Origin of the sequence: Bartonella sp. AC70YNML, from assembly GCF_042196545.1 — a bacterium.
GTDB lineage: Bacteria > Pseudomonadota > Alphaproteobacteria > Rhizobiales > Rhizobiaceae > Bartonella.
The window spans coordinates 1-289 of sequence record NZ_JBHIQK010000062.1 but is presented as its reverse complement, the minus strand read 5'-3'; the positions used below and the strand labels follow the sequence as shown (position 1 = coordinate 289).

The 289-nt window shown below is 33.6% G+C and carries 1 pseudogene; it reads right to left on the bottom strand.

Annotated elements, in window-relative coordinates:
- Positions 1–43: 43 nt before the first annotated feature.
- Positions 44–289 (bottom strand): annotated as a pseudogene (locus ACFIMU_RS08750) (radical SAM protein); the annotation flags it as partial.

The following is a 289-nucleotide window of genomic DNA, read 5'->3' as shown; positions in this document are numbered from 1 at the left end:
AGCAGTAGACTTGCTAACACTATAAATCTTAAATTGCTTAACCTTATCCACAAAATACCTTCCCACGACATCCGCTCCATGCACCAGATTCTTTCAAAGATTTTAAAACGCTTTGAGCAGACCAATCTATTGCCTCATAATTTTGTAGATTCCCAAAAGCTTCTGAATAAAAGCAATTTTTTAAATCTCCATTATAGTCCAATACCAAGGATGAAAATGGAAATAAACACATTAACGGCGACGAAACGTACGTAGAATTTTCGTCTAAGTAATAATTAATACAATTTAC